This is a genomic window from Lentzea flaviverrucosa, assembly GCF_003350445.1.
Taxonomy (GTDB): Bacteria; Actinomycetota; Actinomycetes; order Mycobacteriales; family Pseudonocardiaceae; genus Lentzea; species Lentzea californiensis.
In genome coordinates, this window is the sequence record NZ_QQAU01000008.1 from 245,694 (window position 1) to 264,315 (window position 18,622).

At 68.8% G+C, this 18,622-nt stretch carries 19 protein-coding genes; 14 read left to right on the plus strand and 5 right to left on the minus strand.

Going from position 1 to position 18,622, the window contains the following annotated elements:
* The first annotated feature begins 69 nt into the window (after nucleotides 1-69).
* Genes DFR72_RS25350 through DFR72_RS25365 form a run of 4 tightly spaced genes read left to right on the plus strand, consistent with a single transcriptional unit; the run spans nucleotide 70 to nucleotide 3,797 of the window.
* Entirely contained in the window at nucleotides 70-2,439 is a 2,370-nt protein-coding gene (locus tag DFR72_RS25350; RefSeq protein WP_342768674.1) for a sensor histidine kinase, read from the plus strand.
* The gene (locus tag DFR72_RS25355) at nucleotides 2,436-2,870 is read left to right on the plus strand and encodes a roadblock/LC7 domain-containing protein (RefSeq protein ID WP_090066952.1); all 435 of its coding nucleotides are present in this window, start codon (nucleotides 2,436-2,438) and stop codon (nucleotides 2,868-2,870) included. The genes DFR72_RS25350 and DFR72_RS25355 overlap by 4 nt, the downstream gene beginning before the upstream one ends.
* Complete coding sequence (locus tag DFR72_RS25360) at nucleotides 2,870-3,235, plus strand: DUF742 domain-containing protein (RefSeq protein WP_090066953.1); 366 nt, start codon at nucleotides 2,870-2,872, stop codon at nucleotides 3,233-3,235. Before DFR72_RS25355 ends, DFR72_RS25360 begins: the two co-directional genes overlap by 1 nt.
* The gene (locus DFR72_RS25365; RefSeq protein WP_090066954.1) at nucleotides 3,216-3,797 is read left to right on the plus strand and encodes a GTP-binding protein; all 582 of its coding nucleotides are present in this window, start codon (nucleotides 3,216-3,218) and stop codon (nucleotides 3,795-3,797) included. Before DFR72_RS25360 ends, DFR72_RS25365 begins: the two co-directional genes overlap by 20 nt.
* Nucleotides 3,798-3,892: 95 nt before the next feature.
* Here DFR72_RS25365 and DFR72_RS25370 read toward each other — a convergent pair whose 3' ends face one another.
* From DFR72_RS25370 to eat, 3 genes are all read right to left on the minus strand, one after another.
* Nucleotides 3,893-4,756 carry a 3-hydroxybutyryl-CoA dehydrogenase gene (locus DFR72_RS25370; protein ID WP_090066955.1) on the minus strand — a complete coding sequence of 288 codons (864 nt, stop codon included), beginning with the start codon at nucleotides 4,754-4,756 and terminating at the stop codon, nucleotides 3,893-3,895.
* Nucleotides 4,757-4,863: 107 nt separating this feature from the next.
* On the minus strand, nucleotides 4,864-5,670 hold the full coding sequence (locus DFR72_RS25375) for an IniB N-terminal domain-containing protein (protein ID WP_143086774.1): 807 nt from the start codon (nucleotides 5,668-5,670) through the stop codon (nucleotides 4,864-4,866).
* A gap of 219 nt (nucleotides 5,671-5,889) precedes the next feature.
* Complete coding sequence (gene eat / locus DFR72_RS25380) at nucleotides 5,890-7,314, minus strand: ethanolamine permease (protein WP_090066957.1); 1,425 nt, start codon at nucleotides 7,312-7,314, stop codon at nucleotides 5,890-5,892.
* Nucleotides 7,315-7,425: 111 nt separating this feature from the next.
* Here eat and DFR72_RS25385 point away from each other — a divergent pair, with 111 nt between their 5' ends.
* The 6 genes from DFR72_RS25385 to DFR72_RS25410 all read left to right on the plus strand — a co-directional run bounded on the left by DFR72_RS25385 (nucleotide 7,426) and on the right by DFR72_RS25410 (nucleotide 14,147).
* Nucleotides 7,426-8,766, plus strand: a complete 1,341-nt coding sequence (locus DFR72_RS25385) for a glutamine synthetase family protein (protein WP_090066958.1) — start codon at nucleotides 7,426-7,428, stop codon at nucleotides 8,764-8,766.
* On the plus strand, nucleotides 8,753-9,460 hold the full coding sequence (locus DFR72_RS25390; protein ID WP_211335526.1) for a gamma-glutamyl-gamma-aminobutyrate hydrolase family protein: 708 nt from the start codon (nucleotides 8,753-8,755) through the stop codon (nucleotides 9,458-9,460). Before DFR72_RS25385 ends, DFR72_RS25390 begins: the two co-directional genes overlap by 14 nt.
* Nucleotides 9,457-10,809 carry an aldehyde dehydrogenase family protein gene (locus tag DFR72_RS25395; protein WP_090066959.1) on the plus strand — a complete coding sequence of 451 codons (1,353 nt, stop codon included), beginning with the start codon at nucleotides 9,457-9,459 and terminating at the stop codon, nucleotides 10,807-10,809. Before DFR72_RS25390 ends, DFR72_RS25395 begins: the two co-directional genes overlap by 4 nt.
* A gap of 42 nt (nucleotides 10,810-10,851) precedes the next feature.
* Nucleotides 10,852-11,619 carry a 3-oxoacyl-ACP reductase gene (locus tag DFR72_RS25400; RefSeq protein WP_090066960.1) on the plus strand — a complete coding sequence of 256 codons (768 nt, stop codon included), beginning with the start codon at nucleotides 10,852-10,854 and terminating at the stop codon, nucleotides 11,617-11,619.
* 5 nt (nucleotides 11,620-11,624) lie between these two features.
* Nucleotides 11,625-12,320 carry a FadR/GntR family transcriptional regulator gene (locus tag DFR72_RS25405; RefSeq protein WP_090067105.1) on the plus strand — a complete coding sequence of 232 codons (696 nt, stop codon included), beginning with the start codon at nucleotides 11,625-11,627 and terminating at the stop codon, nucleotides 12,318-12,320.
* Between the two features lie 183 nt (nucleotides 12,321-12,503).
* Nucleotides 12,504-14,147 carry an AMP-binding protein gene (locus tag DFR72_RS25410; RefSeq protein WP_090067106.1) on the plus strand — a complete coding sequence of 548 codons (1,644 nt, stop codon included), beginning with the start codon at nucleotides 12,504-12,506 and terminating at the stop codon, nucleotides 14,145-14,147.
* Between the two features lie 130 nt (nucleotides 14,148-14,277).
* Here DFR72_RS25410 and DFR72_RS45045 read toward each other — a convergent pair whose 3' ends face one another.
* A complete protein-coding gene (locus tag DFR72_RS45045; RefSeq protein ID WP_143086775.1) occupies nucleotides 14,278-14,805 on the minus strand; it encodes a hypothetical protein in 528 nt (175 codons plus the stop codon).
* Nucleotides 14,802-15,116 (minus strand): hypothetical protein, encoded by a 315-nt coding sequence (locus DFR72_RS25420; RefSeq protein ID WP_090066962.1) that lies wholly within the window; start codon nucleotides 15,114-15,116, stop codon nucleotides 14,802-14,804. The genes DFR72_RS45045 and DFR72_RS25420 overlap by 4 nt, the downstream gene beginning before the upstream one ends.
* A gap of 139 nt (nucleotides 15,117-15,255) precedes the next feature.
* Between DFR72_RS25420 and DFR72_RS25425 the strand changes: the two genes are divergently transcribed.
* From DFR72_RS25425 to DFR72_RS25440, 4 genes are all read left to right on the plus strand, one after another.
* Entirely contained in the window at nucleotides 15,256-15,747 is a 492-nt protein-coding gene (locus DFR72_RS25425; protein ID WP_090066963.1) for a GNAT family N-acetyltransferase, read from the plus strand.
* A gap of 78 nt (nucleotides 15,748-15,825) precedes the next feature.
* Nucleotides 15,826-17,832, plus strand: a complete 2,007-nt coding sequence (gene thrS, locus DFR72_RS25430) for a threonine--tRNA ligase (protein WP_090067107.1) — start codon at nucleotides 15,826-15,828, stop codon at nucleotides 17,830-17,832.
* Nucleotides 17,829-18,377, plus strand: coding sequence for an HIT family protein (locus tag DFR72_RS25435; protein WP_090066964.1), 549 nt, complete (start codon nucleotides 17,829-17,831; stop codon nucleotides 18,375-18,377). The genes thrS and DFR72_RS25435 overlap by 4 nt, the downstream gene beginning before the upstream one ends.
* 56 nt (nucleotides 18,378-18,433) lie before the next feature.
* On the plus strand, nucleotides 18,434-18,613 hold the full coding sequence (locus tag DFR72_RS25440) for a hypothetical protein (RefSeq protein ID WP_090066965.1): 180 nt from the start codon (nucleotides 18,434-18,436) through the stop codon (nucleotides 18,611-18,613).
* Nucleotides 18,614-18,622 lie beyond the last annotated feature (9 nt).

The following is an 18,622-nucleotide window of genomic DNA, read 5'->3' on the forward strand; positions in this document are numbered from 1 at the left end:
TACAGCCGAAGGAGTTACTCAGGTAACCCGCAGCGCTAGCCGTGGGACACAGGAGACCGTGAGAGCGCTGTGAACGAGAAGAGCGGTTACACACCGACCAACTACCGGACCATTCGGTCGCGGCTGGCCGGTGTCGTGGTCGTTCCCAGCGTTGTCCTGCTGGTCATGTGGGCCGTTTTCTCCTCTTACACCCTTTTCGACGGTTTCTACATGCGGTCGGTCGCGTCCGGGGTGAAGGCCACGACGATCCCGTCCGTCGAGGCGCTCGCCGGCCTGCAGAAGGAACGCCAGCTGACCCTGGAGGTCCTCAGCAACGCCGAGGGCGTCGACCGCGGCGGGCTGGGACGTCAGCGCAGCGTCACCGACGAAGCGGTGCGCAAGATGCGGGACGCGTTCACCGAACTCTCCGAGAGCGCGCCGCAGGACACCGTCGACCGGATCAACGCGCTCAACTCCGTGCTGGACGAGCTGCCGCAGCAGCGTTCGCGCGTCGACTCGGGTTCGGCGAACCCGCAGGCGCTCTACGACTACTACAACGGCCTGCTCGACTCGGGTGTCGCGCTGCTGTCCCGGCAGGCGCGCCTCGTGCCCGACTCGGAGGCGAGCCAGGCAGGCGTCCAGGCCGTCACGATCTTCCAGACCTCCGACTGGCTCTCGCGTGGCGCCACGATCGGGTCTCGCGGGCTGCTCAACGGCACGTTCACCGCGCCCGAACGCGTCGAGTTCGCCCGGCTGACCGGCGCCTACCACTCGGGCCTCGACTCCACGATCCCGTTCGCACTGGAGCAGCCGCGCGTGCAGTACGACGCGTTGCGCGGCAGCACCGAGTACCGGACACTGCTCGACCTCGAGGGCCGGATCATCAACGGCGACTCGACCGTCACCGACGTGCAGTGGCGCGCCGTGGCCAGCCCCGTGCACGACAACCTCGTCGGCCTCGCGGTCACGCAGGCCCGCAACGCCTCCGACCTCGGTCTCGACAAGGCCGACAGCCGGGTCGCCGCGGTGCTGATCGGCAGCCTGATCGCGTTGCTCGCGGTGGTCGTCGGCATCGTGCTGGCGTTGCGCATCTCGAACCGGCTCGTGTCGAAGGCCCTGGTCATGCGGCTGGCGTCGCTGCGGGAGGACACGCTGCGGCTCGCGCAGGAACGGCTCCCGCACATCGTGGCCCGGTTGCGCGGCGGCGAGCAGGTGGACGTGCACCGCGACATGCCGCCGCTGGACTACGGCAACGACGAGATCGGCCAGGTCGCGGACGCGTTCAACGCCGCCCAGTACACGGCGGTCGCGGCGGCGGTGAAGGAGACGCAAGCACGCGAGGGCGTGAACCGGGTCTTCCTCGACATCGCGCACCGCAACCAGGGGCTCGTGCACCGGCAGCTCAAGATCCTCGACAAGCTGGAACGCGAGGAGGAGCACCCCGAGCAGCTCGACTCGCTGTTCCAGCTGGACCACCTGGCGACCCGAGCGCGCCGCAACGCGGAGAACCTGATCATCCTCGCCGGCGAGCAGCCCGGCAGGCAGTGGCGCAAGCCGGTGCGGCTGAGCGACGTCATCCGCTCCGCCGTCGCCGAGACCGAGCAGTACGTCCGGGTCAAGGTCAACCCGGTGCCCGACCGCGCACTGGTGGGCGTGGCCGTCGCCGACACCATCCACCTGCTCGCCGAGCTCGTCGACAACGCGACGGCGTTCTCGTCACCGCGCTCCGAGGTCGTCATCCACTCCAGCGCCGCGCAGCACGGCCTCGTGGTGGAGATCGAGGACCACGGCCTCGGCATGACGCAGGAGGAGCGCCTCCAGGCCAACGCGAAGCTCTCCAACCCGCCCGACTTCGAGACGATGGCGTTCCGCGGCGAGTCCAGGCTGGGGCTGTTCGTCGTCGCCCGGCTGGCCGCACGGCGGGGCATCAAGGTGGAGCTGCGCGACTCGCCCTACGGCGGCACGGTCGCGTTGTGCGTGCTGCCGCCGAACATCGTCGCCCCGCACAACACCGCGGGCGACATCACCGAGACCACGCAGATGCCGGTGCGGTCGTTCCACGACGAGTACCACGGGCACACCGAGGACCACCCGAGCTTCCCCGTGAAGGTGAATCCCGAAGTGCAGGAGGCACTGAACGCGGGGCTGAGGGCGCTCGTAGAACCTGATATGAGCACAGTCGCCCCAGCTGCCGTGTCCGCGCCAGACGCATCGGTGGAAGCACCACCCTCCGCGGCACCCCCGGCCCAGGACGGGAAGGCACCCCTTCCCCGCAGGAAGAAGCGGCAGAACCTCGCGCCGCAGCTCATGCAGTCCTCGGAGGAGCCGCCGCACGCCGAGCCGGTGACCGGCGAAAGGTCGGCCGAGCGGACCCGTGACGGTTTCGCCGCGTTCCAGCGCGGTACCCGTGACGCCCGGCTGACCGACGACTGGAGATCAGAAGGAGCCCCCTCGTCATGAAGGACAACGCAAGCCAGCACGGCGAACTGAACTGGTTGCTGGAGGACCTGATCCAGCGAGTGGTCGGCGCCCGCCACGCGGTCGTGCTGTCGGCGGACGGACTCCTGCTCGGCCGTTCGGCCGGGCTGTCCCGCGACGACTCGGAGCACCTGTCCGCGATGGCGTCGGCGTTCCAGTCGCTCGCCCGCGGCACCGGACGGCACTTCGGCGGCGGCGCCGTCCGGCAGACCATCGTGGAGATGGAGCACGCGTACCTCTTCGTGACGGCCGCGGGTCATGGGGCTTGCCTGGCCGTGCTGGGCGAGGAAGATGCTGACATGGGCATGATTGCGTACGAGATGAACATGCTGGTGAAGCGCGTCGGCACGTACCTCTCGTCGGCTCCGCGCGCGGAGACCGCGACTGTGCCCTCGGCGCGTGAGTCGCGCTGATGACCTCGCGCGAGGACTGGTGGTACGACGAGGCCGCAGGGCCGCTGGTGCGGCCCTACGCGATGGTGCGCGGCCGCACCCGGCCGAACGCGCCAGACCTGCACCTCGTGACGCAGGTCCGAGCTTCCGCGTTTGCGTCCGACCAGACGTCGCTGACGGTCGAACATCGCGAGATCATGGCCCTGTGCGCACGCCCGCTCTCGATCGCCGAGGTCGCCGCCTACCTCGACGTGCCGCTGATCGTGGTGAAGGTCCTGCTGTCGGACCTCATCGAGCGTGGTGACGTGCTCGTGCAGAACTCGTCCCCCAAGGTTCCCGACCGGAACCTCCTGCAGGCCGTACTGGATGGTGTTCGTGGGATCTGATGGCCAGCTGATCGTGCCGACCGCGGTCAAGATCGTCATCGCGGGCGGGTTCGGCACCGGCAAGACCACGATGGTCGCGTCGGTGTCCGAGATCCCGCCGCTGCGGACCGAGGAACTGCTCACCGAGGCCGGCGTGCACGTCGACGACCTCGCCGGCATCGAGGGCAAGGACACGACCACCGTCGCCCTCGACTTCGGTCGCATCACCATCAACACCAAGGTGGTGCTGTACCTGTTCGGCACGCCGGGCCAGAACCGGTTCTGGTTCATGTGGGACGAGCTGGCGACCGGCGCGATCGGCGCCGTGGTCCTGGTGGACACGCGCCGGCTCGACTCGTCGTTCCCCTCGATCGACTTCTTCGAGCACCGGGCCATCCCGTTCATCGTCGCCGTGAACTGCTTCGACGGGTCGCAGCTGTACACGGTGGACGAGGTCCGTCATGCGCTGGACCTCGATGAGGCGATTCCGGTGGTGCTGTGCGACGCGCGGAACCGGGAGTCGTCGAAGACGGTGCTGGTCGAGCTGATCCAGCACTCGATGAACCGGCTGGCCGCTGTCTAGGTCAGGCTGAAGAACAGGAACCACGGGCTGTTCGCTCACGACCGCGCCTCGCGCAAGCAGAAGGCCCGCTCGCGGGAGCGGGCCTTCTCGTCAGGTCACTTGGCGTAGTTGTGGAAACCGCGGCCCGACTTCTTGCCCAGCAGGCCCGCGTCCACCATGCGCAGCAGCAGCGGCGGCGGCGAGTACAGCGGCTCCTTGAACTCGTCGTACATCGACTCCGCGATGGCCTTCGTGGTGTCGAGGCCGATCAGGTCGGTGAGGCGCAGCGGACCCATCGGGTGCGCGCAGCCGAGCACCATGCCGTTGTCGATGTCGTCGGCCGAGGCGAAGCCGGACTCGAGCATGCGGATCGACGAGAGCAGGTAGGGGATCAGCAGCGCGTTGACCACGAAGCCGGCGCGGTCCTGCGAGCGGATGACCTCCTTGTGCAGGGTCTCGCGCACGAACTGCTCCGCGCGGTCCTGCGTGGTGGCGCCGGTCAGCAGCGACGGCACGATCTCCACGAGCTTGAGCACCGGCACCGGGTTGAAGAAGTGCACGCCGATGACCTGCTCCGGACGGCCGGTGGCCATGCCGAGCTTCATGATCGGGATGGACGAGGTGTTGGACGCGAAGATCGCGTCGTCGTCCTTCACGACCTTGTCGAGCGCGGTGAAGACGTCGGTCTTGACCTGCTCGTTCTCGGCGACCGCCTCGACCACGAACTGCCGGTCGGCGAACTCGCCGATGTCGGTGGTGAACCGGATGCGCCCCAGAGCGCCGTCCCGGTCCTCCTCGCTGAGCTTGCCGGACTTGACGCCCCTGGCGAGCGAGGTGGCGATCCGCCCCTGCGCTGCCTCGGTCGCGGCCGCGTTGACTTCGACGACGATGACGTCGAGGCCGGCGCGGGCGCTCACTTCGGCGATTCCGGAGCCCATGAGGCCGGAACCGACGACTCCCACACGTTGAATGTCACTCACGTGAGCGATCCTGCCACGACCTGCTCGAAACGAGGTCGCGGTGCGGGCGGCGGCACGGCCGTGAGGCCCATGCCGCCGCCCGGCGACTGCTCACTCGAGCTGTCAGATCAGAGACCGAGGCCGAGGCCATCGGTCAGGCCGCCGTCGAGCACGTCGAGGTCGGTGACGCCACCGAGCACGTTCCCGACCGTGCCGTCGACGACGCCGTGGACGGTGTCGTGCACGCCGCTGACCGGCGCGACGTCCGGGACGACCTCGTGGACCACGTCGGTGACGGTCGTGACGTCGGTGGTGACGGCGCTGAGCACGCCGGGCACGCCGTCGACGGAGACGACGTCGGTCACGCCCGTGACGGTGCCGAGGACGCCGTCGACGTCCGCCACCCCGGTCACCCCGGTCACCGTGCCGAGGACGTCGCCGGTGCCGGCGAGACCCGTGACACCGGACAGGTCGGTGATGTCGCCGAGGTCCGCGACGTTGCCCAGGCCGGCCACGTCGCCGAGGCCGGGGACGGCACCGGTGACGCCGTCGAGGGTGCTCGACACGTCGCAGTGGCCGGACAGGTCGCCGACGAGGCCGTTGGCGGCATCGAGGTTCGCGAGGCCCGTGAGGGCGTTGTAGGACGAGAGGCCGTCGACGTCCGCGATCGAGGCGGCGTCGAGCACCAGCGGGAGGATCTCGTGGACGTCAGCGGGGGTGATGTCGCTCAGACCGCAGGCGCCGAGGACGCCTTCGGGGTCGAGGTCGAACGCCGTCAGGGCCGCCGGGTCGTTCAGGAGGTTCAGGGCGAACTCCTGCAGCGTGGCCGGCTGGGCCTCCTGCGGCACGGCCACGGGGGTGGCCGGGGCGGACGCCTGCGGCGCGGCGGGCTGAACGGGCTGCTGCGGGGTGGCCGGCTGAATGTCCTGCTGCATCATGGAAGTGGAGCTCCTACGGCGGGTCGGGGGATGTCACCCGGAACCGTATTGAGATCGACATCCCCTCACATCGGGTGTGATCCCCGTACTTCGGACGGCTGAACTCCTTAGGGGCCGAAGGTCACCCGTTAGGGGGATGCCGCACGTCGTTAGGGGCCTCGCAGACGCCGAGCGGCGGCACGGCCGACGAGGCCCGTGCCGCCGCTCGGCGCCCGCTCAGTCGAGTTCGGCCTCCGCCTTCGCGATCGCCGCGAACTCCTCCTCCGGAGCGTTCGCGACGAGGTGGTGGCGACTGTAGAACCAGTAGTACGCAACGGCGACCAGCACGATGCCCGCCGTCACAGCGGCAGCGACCTCGTCCACGAAGAACGTGGCGATGACGGCCGCGACGGCCAACACCAAGGCCACGCTCGTGGTCACCACACCGCCAGGAGTCCGGTACGGGCGAGGCAGGTCCGGCGCCGTCCTGCGCAGGACGATGTGCGACACCATCATCAGCACGTAGGACAAAGCGGCACCGAACACCGCGATGTTGATGAGCCGCGCGCCACCCGTCACCGGGTCGACCGACTTCATCACCGTCGCCAGCGCGAACCCGATGGTGCCGGGCACGATCAAAGCCAGATAAGGCGTCTTGCGCTTGCCGGTCTTCGACAGCCAGCGCGGCAGGTACCCCGCTCGGGACAACGCGAACAACTGCCGCGAGTACGCGTAGATGATCGAGAAGAACGACGCGACCAGGCCTGCGAGGCCGACGTAGTTGACCAGCTGCGCCAGGAACGTGTCGCCGCCGTAGGCCGCGCGGACCGCCTCGGGCAACGGGTTTCCGGACGCCTCCAGGGCCTTCGAGCCCGCACCGCCGGGCGCGACGAGCAGGATCGCCGCCGCGAACACCAGCAGCACGACCATCGCGCCGATGATGCCGCGAGGCATGTCCCGCTTGGGATCCCGTGCCTCCTCGGCGGCCAGTGGCACGCCTTCGACCGCGAGGAAGAACCAGATCGCGAACACGATCGCGCCCCACGCCCCTGTCACGCCCATCGGCAGGAACGAGCCGTCGCCGATGTCGAACAGCTTCGAGGAGTCGAACTTCGGGATCATGCCCGCCACGAACGCGACCAGGGCCACGACCGCGACACCGGTGATCACGAACATCACCCGCAGCGCCTCGCCGACGCCGTAGAGGTGGATGCCGACGAACACGATGTAGCAGACCAGGTACACCGGCCAGGTGGCGTCCAGGAGACCGAGTGCTTTGACGTAGTCGCCGATGAACACCGAGATCGCCGCGGGAGCGATGGCGTACTCGATGAGGATGGCGATACCTGTGGCGTACCCGCCCAACGGGCCGAGCGCGCGCCTCGCGAAACCGTAGCCCGCCCCCGCCACGGGGAGCGCTGAGGCCAGTTCGGCGAGACCGAACACCATGCACGTGTACATCGTCGCCATCAGGATCGTGGCGACCAGCATCCCGCCCCAGCCACCTTGGGCGAGGCCGAAGTTCCACCCGGCGAAGTCGCCGGAGATCACGTACGAGACACCTAGCCCGGCCAGCAGGACCCACCCCGCTGCGCCACGCTTGAGCTGACGGTGCTCCAGGTAGTCGCTGCTCACCTTCTCGTACTCGACGTGCTTGGCCATATGGACTCCTAATAGTCCTTTAAGCAGTGGTTGAGGGTGGCGCTCGTCACCCGGTGGTGTCAAGATGATGCGGTCAATGGCTCGCAGACATACCTTTGGAGGAACGCGGAGATGCTGACCGTCGAGGAGTTGCGCGTGGCCGTGGACGCCGGTGAGATCGACACCGTCCTGGTCGCGATCGTGGACATGCAGGGCCGCCTGCAGGGCAAGCGGTGCGCCGCGCAGTACTTCCTCGACGAGGTCCTCGGCCACTCCGCCGAGGGCTGCAACTACCTGCTCGCCGTCGACGTCGAGATGAACCCGGTCAGCGGCTTCGAGATGTCGAGCTGGGAGCGCGGGTACGGCGACTTCGTGATGAAGCCGGACGTGGAGACCCTGCGCCGCGTGCCGTGGCAGGAGGGGACCGCTCTCGTCATGTGCGACGTCGTCTGGGAGAACGGGGATCCCGTCGTCGCCTCGCCGCGGCAGGTGCTGCGCAAGCAGCTCGACCGGCTCGCCGCGCTCGGCCTGGACTGCTACGTCGGCACCGAGCTGGAGTTCATCCTCTTCGACGACTCCTACGAGCAGGCGTGGAACGCCGGCTACCGCAACCTCACGCCGTCCAACCAGTACAACGTCGACTACTCGTTGCTCGGCACCGCGCGCGTGGAACCGTTGCTGCGGGCCATTCGCAACGGGATGACGGGCGCGGGCATGGTCGTCGAGTCGGCCAAGGGCGAGTGCAACCCCGGCCAGCACGAGATCGCGTTCAAGTACACGACGGCGCTGCGCACGTGCGACCAGCACGCGATCTACAAGAACGGCTCCAAGGAGATCGCTTCCCAGCAGGGCAAGGCGCTCACGTTCATGGCGAAGTACAACGAACGCGAGGGCAACTCCTGCCACATCCACCTCTCCCTGCGCTCCAAGGACGGCGAGCCGGTCTTCGCCGAGGGCCACGGGATGTCCCAGCTGATGAAGCACTTCCTCGCGGGCCAGCTGGCCGGGCTGCGGGAGCTCACCTACTTCCTCGCCCCGAACGTCAACTCCTACAAGCGTTTCGTGCAGGGCTCGTTCGCGCCGACCGCGGTGGCCTGGGGTCGCGACAACCGCACGTGCGCGCTGCGGGTCGTCGGCCACGGCCACGGGCTGCGGTTCGAGAACCGGGTGCCCGGCGGCGACGTGAACCCGTACCTCGCGGTGGCGGCGCTGATCGCGGCCGGACTGCACGGTGTCGAGCAGGAGCTGGAGCTGGAGGACGAGTTCGTCGGCAACGCCTACGCCTCGGACCGGCCGACGGTGCCGACGACGCTGCGCGAGGCCGCGGAGCTGTTGGAGGCCAGTGAGATCGCGCGGGCGGCGTTCGGCCAGGAGGTCGTCGACCACTACCTGAACGCGGCCAAGGTCGAGCTGACCGCGTTCGACGCGGCGGTCACGGACTGGGAGAAGGTGCGCGGGTTTGAGCGCCTCTAAGCCGCTCATCGGCATCAGCACGTACCTGGAGCGCACGCGCTTCGGGCTGTGGGACGTGGAGGCCGCGGTGCTCTACCGCGGTTACCTCGACTGCGTGGTCGAGGCCGGGGGCAACCCCGTCATGCTGCCGCCGGTCGGCACCTGGAACGCCGAGACCATCGGCTTCCTGGACGGCGTGGTGATCGCGGGCGGCGCCGACGTCGACCCCGCCGCCTACGGTGCCGAAAGGCATGAGAGGACCGGCGAACCGAGCCGTGCCCGCGACGACGCCGAGTTCGCGCTCGTCGGCGCCGCGCTGAAGCTCGACCTGCCGGTGCTCGGCGTGTGCCGGGGCATGCAGGTCCTCAACGTGGCGCTGGGCGGCACGCTGCACCAGCACGTCGAGGGCCACAACGAGGCTCCCGGCGTGTTCGGGCACACCGAGATCGAGGTCGTGCAGGACACGCACCTCTACACGATCATCGGCCCGGAGACGACCGTGCAGTGCCATCACCACCAGTCGCTGGACCGCGTGGCGGACGGGCTGCGCGTCACCGCGAAGGCGCCCGACGGGACCGTGGAAGCCGTGGAGCTGGAAGGCGCGCGGTTCGTCGTCGGCGTGCAGTCGCACCCGGAGCAGGACATCGAGGACCTGAGGCTTTTCGAGGCACTAGTGGCAGCGGCCCGAGATTGCGCAAGGAGCAAAGCGTCGTGACCTTTGACGTCATCAACCCCGCCACCGAGAAGATCGTGCGGTCCGTGCCGCACACGACCCTCGGTGACACGGACGCGGCGATCGGCCGTGCGCAGAAGGCGTTCGAGAGCTGGCGGAACGTCGCCCCCGGTGACCGCGCGAGGCTGCTGCGGAAGTTCGCGGAGGTCGTCGACGCGCACGTCGAGGAGCTGGCGCTGCTGGAGGTCGAGAACTCCGGCCACACCATCGGCAACGCGCGGTGGGAGGCCGGCAACGTCCGCGACGTGCTGCAGTACTACTCGGCCGCCCCGGAACGCCTGTTCGGCAAGCAGATCCCGGTCGCGGGCGGACTCGACGTCACGTTCCACGAACCGCTCGGCGTCGTCGGCGTGATCGTCCCCTGGAACTTCCCGATGCCCATCGCGGGCTGGGGGTTCGCCCCGGCACTGGCGGCGGGCAACACGGTCGTCCTGAAGCCCGCCGAGATCACCCCCCTGACCGCGATCCGGCTGGGCGAGCTCGCGCTGGAGGCGGGCATCCCCGAGGGCGTGTTCCAGGTGCTGCCGGGCAAGGGCAGCGTCGTCGGCAACCGGTTCGTCACGCACCCGTTGGTGCGCAAGGTCGTCTTCACCGGCTCGACCGAGGTCGGCAAGCAGATCATGGCCGGCTGCGCGAACCAGGTGAAGCGGGTGACGCTGGAGCTGGGCGGCAAGTCGGCGAACATCGTCTTCGCGGACTCCGACCTGGAGAAGGCGGCCGCCACGGCGCCGTACGGGGTGTTCGACAACGCGGGGCAGGACTGCTGCGCCCGCTCGCGGATCCTCGTGCAGGCCAGCGTCTACGACAGGTTCATGGAACTGCTGGAGCCCGCCGTCCAGGGCGTGAAGGTCGGCGAACCCGGCGACGAGGCGACCGAGATGGGTCCGCTCATCAGCGCGGCGCACCTGCGCAAGGTCGCGTCTTACGTCCCAGACGACGCTCCCGTCGCGTTCCGCGGCAGCGCGCCGGACGGGCCGGGGTTCTGGTTCCCGCCGACGGTGCTCACGCCCGCCTACGACCACCCCTCGGTCACCGAGGAGATCTTCGGCCCGGTCGTCGTCGTGCTGCCGTTCCAGGACGAGACCGGCGCGATCCGGATCGCGAACGACTCGGAGTACGGCCTGTCCGGGTCGATCTGGACGAACGACGTCGGCCGCGCGATCAGGGTGTCCCGCGCCGTCGAGGCCGGGAACCTCTCGGTGAACTCGCACTCGTCCGTCCGCTACTGGACGCCGTTCGGCGGCGTGAAGCAGTCGGGCCTCGGCCGTGAGCTCGGCCCGGACGCGCTCGACTCCTTCACCGAGCTCAAGAACGTCTTCATCGCTACCTGATTCCGGTCCGGCTGTTTCCGGCGAACCTGAGGAGAACAAGAGATGGTGCAGCGACTCGAGGGCCGCGTGGCCGTCGTGACGGGTGGCGGCAGCGGGATCGGACTCGCGACCGCGCGCAGGTTCGCGAGCGAGGGCGCGAAGGTCGTCGTCGCCGATCTCGACCCGGCCACCGGCAAAGCGGCCGCGGACGAGGTGGGCGGGCTGTTCGTCCAGGTCGACGTGACCGACGAGGAACAGGTCAAAGCACTGTTCCAGACCACTGTGGACACCTACGGCAAGCTGGACGTCGCGTTCAACAACGCCGGTATCTCGCCGCCCGACGACGACTCGATCCTCACCACGGGCATCGAGGCGTGGGAGCGCGTCCAGAAGGTGAACCTCACGTCGGTTTATTTGTGTTGCAAGTACGCCATCCCGCACATGCAGGCGGGCGGCAAGGGCTCGATCATCAACACCGCGTCGTTCGTGGCGACGATGGGCGCGGCGACGTCGCAGATCTCCTACACGGCGTCGAAGGGCGGCGTCCTGGCGATGTCGCGCGAGCTCGGCGTGCAGTTCGCGCGCGAGGGCATCCGCGTCAACGCGCTGTCGCCCGGCCCCGTCAACACCCCGTTGTTGCGGGAACTGTTCGCGAAGGACCCGGAGCGGGCGGCACGGCGTCTCGTGCACGTACCGCTCGGTCGGTTCGCCGAACCCGAGGAAATCGCCGCCGCCGTCGCGTTTCTGGCGTCCGACGACTCGTCGTTCATGACGGCGTCGAACTTCCTCGTGGACGGCGGCATCGCCGGCGCGTACGTGACACCGCTCTAGCCGTGGTGGAACACGCGCAGGAGGCGTTGTTCCGCCCGGTGCGGGCGGGCAACGCCTTCGAGGAGACCGTTGAACGGCTCATGCAGTCCATCCGGCTCGGCGTCGTCGCGCCGGGTGAGCGGCTGCCGTCCGAACGGGAACTGGCCACCCGGCTCGGCGTGAGCCGGGTGACCGTGCGCGAGGCCATCAGGTCGTTGCAGGAGAACCACTACGTCGAGTCCCGAAGGGGGCGCTACGGCGGCACGTTCGTCAACGAGGTGCTGCCGAAGTCCGCGCCCGCCAAGGACTTCGGCGACGTCCACGACGTGCTGACGCTGCGCAGGGTGCTGGAGACCGGCGCCGCCGAGACCGCGGCGGGACGGTCGCTGGGCCCCGCCGAACGACGGGGACTGCGCGCCCGGCTGGAGGAGGCGTCCACTTCAACGCTCGCGGAATATCGGCGCAAGGACTCGCGGCTGCACCTGGCGATCGCCGAGGCCACCGGGTCCGCCGCGCTGACCGCCGCCGTCGCCGAGTCGCGGATGCGCGCCAACGAGCTGCTGGACCACATCCCGCTGCTCGAACCGAACCTCGCGCACTCCAACGCCCAGCACGAGCGCATCATCGCCTCCATTTTGGACGGAGATCCCGTGGCGGCACGGCAGGCGATGGCCGAACACCTCGACGGCACCGCGTCGTTGTTGCGCGGCTTCCTGGTCTGAGGGGTCAGACCGTGCCCGACACCGGTGGGAATGGTCACGGTTGTGAAAGCGAGTCGGTGTAAACGTTTGCAGGGTAGAATGTCGTGTTGTCATGCTGATTCCGCATGGAACAACCCTTGGCGAGAGCCTTGCGGACAGTTACCGTCCGAATACCTCGGGGACTTGCAGCGCGAGGAGCTGTTGATGCCAGGGTTGCGCAAGGTGTTTCGCGACGCCATGGGCCGGGTGCACTCACTCCGCGTCTTGTCCGCCGCGGGCATGGTGAGTCTCACGAACTTCAAGATGTCCATGCAGGCGTTGCAAGAGGTCAAGGTCTGGGGCCCGAACGTCACGGCGCTGCGCCGTTCCGTCCGGCTGAACCCGGACGGCATCGCCGTCGTCGACGAACGGGGATCCGTCACCTACCGGCAGCTCGACCGGCGCTCGAACGCGATCGCGCAGGGCCTGCGCGCGCTCGGCATCCAGCACACCCACATCGTCGCGCTGATGTGCCGCAACCACCGCGGCATGGTCGAGTCGCTGCTGGCGTGCGCGAAACTCGGCGTCCGCGTGCTGCTGGTGAACACCGGGTTCGCCGCCCCGGTCGTCCTGGACCTCCTGCAACGCGAACGCGCGTCGCTCGTCATCCACGACGAGGAGTTCACGCCGCTGTTCCACCAGCTACCGCCGTCGATCCCGCGCTGGCTCTCGTGGTCGCGCGACGGACTGGACCGTCGCACGCCGACACTGGACCAGCTCGTGGCCAAGGCCCCGCGCGGCGAGCTCGAACCGCCGCGCGAACCGGGCGTCGTGATCCAGCTGACGTCCGGCACGACCGGCACGCCCAAGGGCACTGCCCGCGAGATCAAGTCGGTGCTCACCGCGTCGGACTTCCTCGACCGCATCCCGATGAACTCGGGCGAGTCGACGTTCATCGCCGCACCGATCTTCCACTCCGTCGGCTACTCGCACCTGACGCTCGCGATGTCGCTGGGTTCGCGCGCGGTGCTGCACCGCCGTTTCGACCCGCGCAAGACGCTCTGGTCGGTGCAGGGCCAGCGCTGCACGACGCTCGTCCTGGTGCCGACGATGCTGCAGCGGATCATGGAGCTCGACCGGCACGTGATCGACTCGTTCGACCTCTCGCACCTCAACGTCGTGTTCTCCTCCGGCGCGCCGATCACGACAGACCTCGTCGAACGCACCCAGGCCGTGCTGGGCCCGGTGCTCTACAACCTCTACGGCTCAACGGAAGTCGCGGTCGCCACGGTCGCCACCCCCGAGGACCTCGCGGCGGCGCCGTCCAGCGTCGGCCTGCCACCGCACAACTGCGTCGTGCGCATCTACGACGCCGAGGGCAACCGCATCACGCGGTCGTTCGTGACGGGCAAGATCTACGTGCGCGGCTCGCTGACCGTCGACCTCTACACGGACGGCACGCAGAAGGAGTCCATCGACGGGCTCGTCGCGACCGGCGACCTGGGGCACTTCGACCCCAGCGGCCGGCTGTACTTCGACGGCCGCGAGGACGACATGATCGTCTCCGGCGGCGAGAACGTGTACCCGGTCGAGGTCGAGAACCTGCTCATGACGCACTACCGGGTGCGGGACGCGGCGGTGCTCGGCGTACCGGATCCCGAGTACGGGCAACGGCTGCGCGCGTTCGTGGTGCCGGTCGCCGGGGCGCGGATCGACGTGCGGGAGCTGCGCGAGTTCGTGCGCACCCGGCTCGCCCGGCACAAGGTGCCGCGCGAGGTCGTCGTGGTCCCGCAGTTGCCGCGCAACGCGACCGGGAAGGTGCTGCGGCGCCAGTTGCTGGCGATCCGGCTCGGGCCGCAGCCGCACTGACAGTCGGCGGAACGCACGTCACGGCAGAACGAGGGGGACTAATCCGGCTGTGACGTGCGTTCCTGGCTTTGGGGAGCGCACGCCCAGCGCCGTCGGGGATTCGGTGTTCGCTGGGCGTGCGCTCGGTCGGTCACCGCTCGAAGCGGTCGCCGGGACGGCCCTCACCGAAGGGGCCGCGCTGGTCGAAGCGGTCTCCACCGCGTTCGTTGCCGCGGTCGGGACCTCGCTCGCCGCGCTCGTACATCCGCACCTGGCCCGGGCCGCCGCGGTGGTCGAAGCGGTTCGCGGCGACCGCTCCCACGATGCCGCCGCCGAGGACGAGCCCCAGCAGGCCCACGGCGACCAGCTGCGTGGCGCGGTGCCGCACGAAACGCCGGCCCCGGCCGGGACCCGTGGGCACTGCGACCACAGGGGGCGCCACCGGAGGGGGCGGAGGTGGAGTCGGTGCTTCCGCTGCCGTGGCCGCTGCCGGCGTGGGTGCTGCCGCCGCCGGCGTGGCGGGCTGCTGGGCCGGCAGTTCGGCGGCCGGTCGCTGACCAGGCGTGGCCGGTGCTTCGGCCGGCAGCGGGGTCGTTGCCTGGTCCGGGGCAGGCGGGGTGGCCTGCGGCTCGTTCTCGGACGGCTCCCGCGGTGGAGGCGTCTGTCCCTGCTCGCTCATGTCCTCAACGATGCGCCGTTCGACTGAGCTGGGGCTGACAGCCACCTGTTCGTTTCCTGAAGTCCTCCGGAGTCGCGCCGTGAGTTCACCACGGGCCTGGAACCAGCGAAAACGTGCCGCTGGTCGGCGTAGGTCGCGCCGAAGAGCTCGTCGTCCAGGACGCCGGTCCACAGGAAGTGCAACGTCGTGCGGGTGCCGTTGCGGGCGTCGCGGCGTGCGTAGTGGTCGCGCAGATCGGCGTAGAGCAGGCGCAGTTCGTCCCGGTTGGACTCGGTGAGGCGGACCGGGCATTCGACGACCAGGTCGGACATGATCGGTGCTCCATTCGCGAGCCGGGAGTCAACAGCGTGCTCGCCCCAGGCGCTCGGCCGCATCCGGAAAACCACTCAGAAGCGCGTACGTAGGTATCGCGGACGGAATCCACTTGCGCGCACCGGCTTCAATCGAGGCATGGAACTCGTACCACTCCGCAAGGACTTCGCGCAGGCCATGCTCGACGGCGGCCCGAACAACGACGAGGTCAACCGGTTCACCGGTACTCACGCGACGTTCACGCTGGAGGATTGCGAGGCGTACATCGAGCGGACGCTGAACGACCCGGACCGCTACACCCGCGCGATCACCGAGGACGGGAAGTATCTCGGCGAGGTCGTTCTCACCATCAATCCGCACAACCGGTCAGCGGGCATGCGGATCGTCCTGTGGGACGGCTTCGGCAAGGGGTACGGGTCGCTCGCGATCAAGCACGTCCTCGACCACGCGTTTCACGAGCGGGGGCTGCACCGGGTCGATCTGGAGGTGTACGACTTCAACGACCGGGCCATCCACGTCTACAAGAAGCTCGGCTTCCGCGAGGAGGGCCGGTTGAGGGACGCCCTGCTCTGGGACGGCGTCTTCCACGACGCGATCGTCATGTCCGTCTTGAGCACCGATAACATCTGATCCGAACACCCCACCACATCGAACGTAGGAGTCACCGTGTCCGAGTCGCGCCCAGCAGTCGCCCAGAACCCGCCGCGCGTGGTGGTTCCGGCTGGGACGACGGCGGGCACGGCCGTGCGTGAGGCGGGCCTGCCGGGCAAGGGGCCCGACGCGATCGTCGTCGTGAAGGACGCCGAGGGCCACCTGCGCGACCTGTCGTGGACCCCGCAGGTCGACGTCGAGGTCGAGGCCGTCGCCGCGGACACCGAGGACGGCCGCAGCGTCGTCCGCCACTCCGCCGCGCACGTGCTGGCACAGGCCGTGCAGCAGCAGTTCCCCGAGGCCAAGCTCGGCATCGGCCCGCCCGTCAAGGACGGCTTCTACTACGACTTCCAGGTCGACAAGCCCTTCACGCCCGAGGACCTGCAGGCGCTCGAGAAGCGCATGAAGCAGATCATCAAGTCCTCGCAGCGGTTCTCGCGCCGCGTCGTCGAGTCGATCGACTCCGCGAAGGCCGAGCTGGCGAAGGAGCCGTTCAAGCTGGAGCTCGTCGACATCAAGAGCGACGTCGACACCAGCGAGGTCATGGAGGTCGGCGGCGGCGAGCTGACGATCTACGACAACCTCGACCCGCGTTCCGGTGAGCAGGTCTGGGGCGACCTGTGCCGCGGCCCGCACGTGCCGACCACCAAGCACATCCCGGCGTTCAAGCTGACCCGCGTGGCCGCCGCGTACTGGCGCGGCAACGAGAACAACCCGCAGCTCCAGCGCATCTACGGCACCGCGTGGGAGTCGCAGGAGGCGCAGGAGGAGTACCTGGAGCGCCTGGCCGAGGCCGAGCGCCGCGACCACCGCAAGCTCGGCGTGGAGCTCGACCTGTTCTCGTTCCCGGACGAGATCGGCTCCGGCCTCGTGGTGTTCCACCCCAAGGGCGGCATCATCCGCAAGGCGATGGAGGACTACTCCCGCCAGCGGCACACCGAGGCGGGCTACGAGTTCGTCTACTCGCCGCACATCACCAAGGGCAAGCTGTTCGAGGTCTCCGGTCACCTGGACTGGTACAAGGACGGCATGTACCCGGCGATGCACCTCGACGCCGAGTTCAACGAGGACGGCACGGTCCGCAAGCCCGGCCAGGACTACTACCTCAAGCCGATGAACTGCCCGTTCCACGACCTGATCTTCAAGGCGCGTGGCCGGTCCTACCGCGAGCTGCCGCTGCGCATGTTCGAGTTCGGCTCGGTCTACCGCTACGAGAAGTCCGGCGTGGTGCACGGCCTGACCCGCGTGCGCGGCATGACGCAGGACGACGCGCACATCTTCTGCTCGCGCGACCAGGTCCGCGACGAGCTGAAGTCGCTGCTGAACTTCGTGCTGGACCTGCTGCGCGACTACGGCCTGGACGACTTCTACCTGGAGCTCTCCACCAAGAACCCGGAGAAGTTCGTCGGCCCGGACGACATCTGGGAGGAGGCGACCGCGACGCTCGCCTCGGTCGCCGAGGAGTCCGGTCTCGAGCTCGTGCCCGACCCCGGTGGCGCCGCGTTCTACGGCCCGAAGATCTCCGTGCAGGCACGCGACGCGCTCGGCCGCACCTGGCAGATGTCGACCATCCAGCTCGACTTCATGCTGCCCGAGAAGTTCGAGCTGGAGTACACCGGCCCGGACGGCTCGCGCCAGCGCCCGGTCATGATCCACCGCGCGCTGTTCGGCTCGGTCGAGCGCTTCTTCGGCGTGCTGACCGAGCACTACGCGGGCGCGTTCCCGGCGTGGCTCGCGCCGGTGCAGGTCATGGGCATCCCGGTCACCTCCGAGAACGCCGACCACCTGTTCGCGGTGCGCGACGTGCTGCGCAAGGCCGGTATCCGGGTCGACGTGGACGCCTCGGACGACCGCATGCAGAAGAAGATCCGCAACCACACCATGCAGAAGGTGCCGTTCATGCTCCTGGCCGGTGCCAAGGACGTGGAGGCGAACGCGGTGTCGTTCCGGTTCCGCGACGGCACCCAGATCAACGGCGTGCCGGTGGAGCGGGCGGTCGAGCAGATCGTCGAGTGGGTCGGCCGTCGCGAGAACGCCTCGCCCACGGCGGAACTGCTCTCGTGACGCCTGAGTTCTCCGAGCAGGCCGGTGTGGGGGTCCACGACGCGTTGCAGCGCCTGTGGACCCCGCACCGCCTGTCGTACGTGCAGGGCGCGGGCAAGGCCGACGGTGACGAGCCCGCCGGCTGCCCGTTCTGCCGCGTGGTCGAACTGTCCGACTCGGACGGTCTGATCATCGCGCGCGGGGCCGAGGTCTTCGCGTTGCTGAACCTGTACCCGTACAACCCCGGTCACCTGATGGTGCTGCCGTACCGGCACGTGGCGGACTACCCGGAGCTGACGGTCACGGAGACCGCGGAGCTCGCCGCGTTCACGCAGAGGGCCATGAAGGTCGCGCGGCACGTGGCGGCGCCGCACGGGTTCAACATCGGCATGAACCAGGGCGTCGTCGCCGGCGCCGGGATCGCCGCCCACCTGCACCAGCACGTGGTGCCGCGGTGGGGTGGCGACGCGAACTTCATGCCGGTCATCGGCCACACCAAGGTGCTCCCGCAGCTGCTGGGGGAGACCCGGCAGCTGCTGGCGGACGGCTGGAAGGCAGTCGACTGATCGTTTCGCAGTGCCTATCTGTTGACTTTCGATAGATCACAAGCGATAGTCGATCTATGCCTCGACTGTTGCTGCCCTTGGTGGGCTGCGTCCTGCTCGTCGCGCTCGGCGTGAGCGCGCTCATGTACGCCCAGTACGACGACGCTCCAGGCCTGGGCCTCATCGCGTTCGTGCTGATTTTCGGTGGCATCGGCCTTGGTGTTCGCGCGGTATTGCGGGCTAAACGGGGCGTTTAGTCGGTGTGC

Excerpts from the sequence above, each read along its gene's own strand:
- DFR72_RS25385 (WP_090066958.1), top strand. The coding sequence starts at position 7,426 with ATGCTGACCGTCGAGGAGTTGCGCGTGGCCGTGGACGCCGGTGAGATC.
- DFR72_RS25440 (WP_090066965.1), top strand. The coding sequence starts at position 18,434 with ATGCCTCGACTGTTGCTGCCCTTGGTGGGCTGCGTCCTGCTCGTCGCG.
- DFR72_RS25360 (WP_090066953.1), top strand. The coding sequence starts at position 2,870 with ATGACCTCGCGCGAGGACTGGTGGTACGACGAGGCCGCAGGGCCGCTG.
- DFR72_RS25365 (WP_090066954.1), top strand. The coding sequence starts at position 3,216 with ATGGTGTTCGTGGGATCTGATGGCCAGCTGATCGTGCCGACCGCGGTC.
- DFR72_RS25420 (WP_090066962.1), bottom strand. The coding sequence starts at position 15,116 with ATGTCCGACCTGGTCGTCGAATGCCCGGTCCGCCTCACCGAGTCCAAC.
- eat (WP_090066957.1), bottom strand. The coding sequence starts at position 7,314 with ATGGCCAAGCACGTCGAGTACGAGAAGGTGAGCAGCGACTACCTGGAG.
- DFR72_RS25425 (WP_090066963.1), top strand. The coding sequence starts at position 15,256 with ATGGAACTCGTACCACTCCGCAAGGACTTCGCGCAGGCCATGCTCGAC.
- DFR72_RS45045 (WP_143086775.1), bottom strand. The coding sequence starts at position 14,805 with ATGAGCGAGCAGGGACAGACGCCTCCACCGCGGGAGCCGTCCGAGAAC.
- DFR72_RS25410 (WP_090067106.1), top strand. The coding sequence starts at position 12,504 with ATGCCAGGGTTGCGCAAGGTGTTTCGCGACGCCATGGGCCGGGTGCAC.
- DFR72_RS25355 (WP_090066952.1), top strand. The coding sequence starts at position 2,436 with ATGAAGGACAACGCAAGCCAGCACGGCGAACTGAACTGGTTGCTGGAG.
- DFR72_RS25400 (WP_090066960.1), top strand. The coding sequence starts at position 10,852 with ATGGTGCAGCGACTCGAGGGCCGCGTGGCCGTCGTGACGGGTGGCGGC.
- DFR72_RS25375 (WP_143086774.1), bottom strand. The coding sequence starts at position 5,670 with ATGCAGCAGGACATTCAGCCGGCCACCCCGCAGCAGCCCGTTCAGCCC.